Below are 5059 nucleotides of genomic sequence, written 5' to 3'. Positions count from 1 at the left end.
CCATTCCTGCAAAACCCAATGGGCAACTCGTTCACTCTATTTTGAGGGACAGAAGCGAAATCAATTCTGTATCCTACACTACCGTTTGAATTTGGAATTGCTGACTATGTTGACCTATAACCACAAAAAAACCCGCTTGCGCGGGCTTTTTCCACAAAACCAAAGTTTTAATTAACCTAACAACGCTTTTGCCTTCGCTACCACGTTATCCACAGTAAAACCGAACTTCTCTGACATTCCTAGATAAAATATCGTAATTTTGTTAAAATAATCTCAAAGAAAAGCCTCTAAAATCAAAGGTAATGTCCAAAATCGCTAAAAAACTTAGTAATTCTCCTTTTCGTTATCCCGGCGGTAAATTTTATGCCCGTAAGCTAATCTTAGCTTGTCTTCCTAGTCACCATAAGTATTGTGAACCCTTTGCGGGGGGAGCATCTATATTCTTTGCTAAGGAAAGTGTAGCAGAGAATATTCTCAATGACAAAGATGAGGAATTAATCAACTGTTATCGACATATCAAAGATTATCTTGATAGTCTAATTGAATTATTAAAAGATCTAAACGCTACCAAAGAACTACACAGTTATTATAAAAATGAATTTCAACCAGCCAATGACCTAGAAAGAGCCATGCGTTGGTATTATCTAAATAGAACTTCCTACTCAGGAATTATGAAACTTGAAAATTGTTATTGGGGCTATGGTGATAAGTATTCTATGCGTCCTGAAAACTGGCCTTCTCACCTAAAAACCACTTCGGAAAAACTGCAAAATGTCAATTTATCTTGTTTAGATTTTGAAGATTTAATCAATCAATTACCCGATGATTACTTTTTATTTGTCGATCCTCCTTACTTTCAAGCAGATCAAAATAAATTCTATTCCTGCTTCTTCAGTCTAGAAGATCATGAAAGGTTATGTAAGACGTTGAAAAAACATCAACATCGATTTAAATTTCTTTTGACTTATGATAATTGCTCCGAAATTAGAGAAATGTATGATTGGTGTATTTCTTTACAAGATAATGAATGGAATTACACTATTAATCGAACTGATGATCAAAAAAATGGTTTAAAATTAGAACATGGTTATCAGAGTGAAAGACGCAAGGGCAAGGAGGTATTTATTGCTAATTATGATCTTGAGAAACCTGCAAGATTTACACCTCTACAATTAAGTTTATTCGATGTATCTTGATTCCTAATTTTAATCAAGTAAATCCTCTATTTTTTCTATCGGGAGCCATGGTTGTAGAGGTTCAGCCGTATTAACATCAAAGAAAATTTTGGGATAATTAGGGATGAAATTACAGTTTTGATCCTGGCATTTCTGGCGAGAACAATTGATATTATTGGTTTGATTTGCTGTTAAATCTTTACTTCTGGCAACGTACATTTTTAAAAGGGCTTCTTCTTGATTATTAATATTAATTTTGCTTAAAAATATTTGCTCTTTTGGTGTGGGCTTCCAAACAAATAGTCCCGTTTCTAAATTGGTCTAAAAAAAAGCATTGGCAAGAGATGTAATCACTAAATCAAAATCTGTTTTAATATGAAGGTATTCCTATCAATTTAGACCTTTTGTGTTCGGTAATTCGATTTGTAATTTTCTTGTGCGAGAATGGGTACTTTTTCAAAAAAGATCAAGTTGAACTTCAAAAAAAGGTTTTCTAATTATTAAAGGAGGATCACCGATTTCTCCAGAGAGTTTCAGCAAGCCATCATCAAAAGTATCTAAAACATCCACTCTGGCTTTAATTGCCGTCGCCACATGAGTTGCATCTTTAGGTTTTAGTGCCTGATATTGCCACATCAATTCTCTGGCTAGTTCACCAACTTTTCTGTCCACATCATAAATATAAATCCACTCATGTCGGAAAAAATCTCTGATTTTTTCCTCACTTTCTTTAGGTAATTTTGGCTGTCCTTTTTCTAATTTCACCACTTCAATAAAAGTAAGAGCAGAAGTCACAATTATTACCTGACCATTTTCAGCTGCTTTGAGAACAGAAATACAATCATTAATTTTATCCTTTTCATTTTTCAGGAAAGCTAAAAAAACACAAGAATCCCAGTAGTGTAGCTTTTTTGTTGGACGAATCACTTACTTCCTCCCCAAATTCCGATCATTTCCTCAATGGTAGGTAAATCTTTTTCCTCAGGAAAAAGATCAATTGACTCAACTTTAATCCCGATTTTTTCCCCATCTTCTCTAGAGGTAACTATCCCCGATACAGAGACTCTTTTTTCTAGATATTCTTTGATATTATCAAGTAAATTTGGTTCAAAGTAACATTTAACACTTTTATTAGTCAATAAATTGTAAACTCTAAAAATAGGTTGACGACTTACATCAATAGCTTTAAGCACACCTTCTACAGTACCAAAACTTTGATATTTTCCCCCGATAATTTCATCAACATTAGCAATCAAAGCTTGATTCAAGTCGATACACCTTGAATCAAAGCCCAATTGCACCATAAACTCATCTCTTTTTTTCAATATTGCTAATGATCGCGCACTTTCTAAAGCTCGATCAGAAAAATACTTAGGGCGAATCGGATGTTCTAAAATTGTTACTATTCCCCTTTCTACAGTCTTAATAACTTCAGAAATTTGACTAGGTGTAATCTGATCTTGAGGCATTCCTTCTAAAGTAAGATGAATGCTGCCACTATGAATTTGAGAGATTCTCCAATTTATCAGGGGGCGATTTTTGTTAGCAAGGGTTTTATCTACTTCATGGAGTAGTATTGCTAATTGTTCTTGAGCCTTGATAAATTTATCAAAAGACAACAGTGAGCCTTCTATATCTAGTGTTAGGCTCTTGATTGTTTCCTTCGATATAGGGCTTTCCCCTTTAGTCATGGCTCTAGGAATCGTGATAATTATCTCAAGTGTAAAGGTTTTGGCTAACTACTAAAGCTTCCTACTTTACATTTTTACATGAACTAACCCTAAAGCCTAAACTAGGTTGACCTATAACCACAAAAAACCCGCTTGCGCGGGCTTTTTCCACAAAATCAAAGTTTAATTAACCTAACAACGCTTTTGCCTTCGCTACCACGTTATCCACGGTAAAACCAAACTTCTCTAGAATCACACCTCCTGGAGCAGAAGCGCCGAAGGTATCAACCCCCAACACATCCCCCTCATCGGTGATGTAACGATGCCAACCCATAGTTGAACCCGCTTCCACTGCGAGACGTTTTTTCACTGCTTTCGGCAGTACCGATTCTTTGTATTCTGCCGATTGTTCCTCGAATAGCTCCCAACAGGGCATAGAAACGACGCGAGCTTTAATTCCTGCTTCTTTTAACACCGCAGCCGCTTTATCGCAGAGATACAACTCGCCACCCGTACCGATGAGAATGACATCGGGAGTACCTTCACAATCGGTTATAACATAAGCACCTTTAGCCACACCATCGAGGGAAGTTCCCGCTAAATTGGGCAGATTTTGACGGGATAATGCTAGTAACGTCGGGCGCTTAGTTTCGCTCACCGCTACTTTATAAGCACCGGAAGTTTCCGTACCATCCCCCGGACGCATGACTAAGAGGTTAGGAATAGCGCGCAGAGAAGCAACGTGTTCCACGGGTTGGTGAGTCGGTCCATCTTCCCCTAAGGCAATGGAATCGTGAGTCATTACCCAGATGACGCGGGTTTCTGACAATGCCGATAAACGGATAGAATTCCGCATATAGTCGGTGAAAATCAGGAAAGTCGCCCCGTAGGGAATCAATCCCGTGTTATGGAGAGCAATCCCGTTACAAATCGCCCCCATCGCGTGTTCCCGCACGCCAAAATGGACGTTACGCTCCTGATAACTGCCTTTTTGGAAATTACCAAAATGCTCTAATTCGGTGTAGTTAGAGTGGGTTAAATCCGCCGAACCACCGATTAAACCGGGTAAAACCCCCGCAAGCGCATTTAAGCAGATTTCCGAGTGTTTACGACTAGCGAGCGCCTTATCTTCGGGTTTATAAACCGGTAAAGCTTGCTCCCAACCTTCCGGCAGTTGACCGGTGGTTAACTGTTCAAATAAAGCCGCTTCTGCGGGATATTTGGCCTGATATTCGTTAAATAACTTATTCCAGTCCGTTTCTGCCGTTGCTCCCTTGTCCACTGCTTGCCGGAAACGATTTAACACCTCATCGGGAACCACAAACGGCTCGTATTGCCAACCTAACGCTTTCCGGGTTAACTCGATTTCTGTTGCTCCTAAAGCTGCCCCGTGAACATCGGCGGTATTAGACTTATTGGGGGAACCATAACCGATAGTGGTGGTGATTTTAATCATCGAGGGTTTATCGGTGACAGCTTTGGCGGCTGCGATCGCATTGGCAATGGCATCTAAATCGGTGTTACCATTCTCGACGTGCTGAACGTGCCAACCGTAGGCTTCAAAACGCTTGCTCACGTCTTCGGTAAAAGCGATATCGGTGGAACCATCGATCGAGATATGGTTATCATCGTAGAGAGCGATTAACTTGCCTAAACCCCAGTGACCGGCTAAAGAACAAGCTTCCCCGGAAATACCCTCCATATTGCAACCATCACCCAAAATCACATAGGTGTAATGGTCGATAATTTTGGCATCCGGTTTGTTGAAACGGGCCGCTAAATGGGCTTCTGCTAGGGCCAAACCGACACCATTAGCAATCCCTTGACCCAGAGGACCGGTGGTCACTTCCACCCCTTCCGTGACGAAATTTTCGGGGTGGCCGGGGGTTTTCGATTTCCACTGCCGGAATTGTTTAATTTCCTCGAGGGGAACGCTATCGTATCCGGTCAGGTACATCAAAGCGTACTGCAGCATACAACCATGACCGGCGGAGAGAACAAAACGATCACGATTAACCCATTGGGGGTTTTTCGGGTTAAAACGCAGGAATTGATCCCAGAGAACAAAGGCCATGGGAGCGGCTCACATGGGCAGGCCGGGGTGTCCCGATTTAGCTTTTTCTACGGCATCTACCGCTAAAAAACGCACCGCATTAATACAAAGTTCTTCGAGGGATTGGGAGGCGACAACCATAATGTTTTTTAGAATGAACT

General features: G+C 40.3%; 3 protein-coding genes and 1 pseudogene. 1 reads left to right on the top strand and 3 read right to left on the bottom strand.

Going from position 1 to position 5059, the window contains the following annotated elements:
* Positions 1–302 precede the first annotated feature (302 nt).
* Positions 303–1196: a DNA adenine methylase gene (locus PX481_RS29350; protein ID WP_045361839.1), complete on the top strand. Its 894-nt coding sequence runs from the start codon at positions 303–305 to the stop codon at positions 1194–1196.
* 435 nt (positions 1197–1631) lie between these two features.
* On the opposite strand, the gene PX481_RS29345 is transcribed toward PX481_RS29350, so the two are convergent.
* From PX481_RS29345 to tkt, 3 genes and pseudogenes are all read right to left on the bottom strand, one after another.
* Positions 1632–2102, bottom strand: coding sequence for a type II toxin-antitoxin system VapC family toxin (locus tag PX481_RS29345; RefSeq protein WP_004159431.1), 471 nt, complete (start codon positions 2100–2102; stop codon positions 1632–1634).
* A complete protein-coding gene (locus PX481_RS29340) occupies positions 2099–2866 on the bottom strand; it encodes a hypothetical protein (protein ID WP_004159432.1) in 768 nt (255 codons plus the stop codon). The genes PX481_RS29345 and PX481_RS29340 overlap by 4 nt, the downstream gene beginning before the upstream one ends.
* Positions 2867–3032: 166 nt before the next feature.
* Positions 3033–5039 (bottom strand): annotated as a pseudogene (gene tkt / locus PX481_RS29335) (transketolase).
* Between the last annotated feature and the right edge of the window lie 20 nt (positions 5040–5059).

It is taken from the genome of Microcystis sp. M53603_WE2, from assembly GCF_030065435.1.
This window is presented reverse-complemented; position numbering and strand designations above follow the sequence as displayed.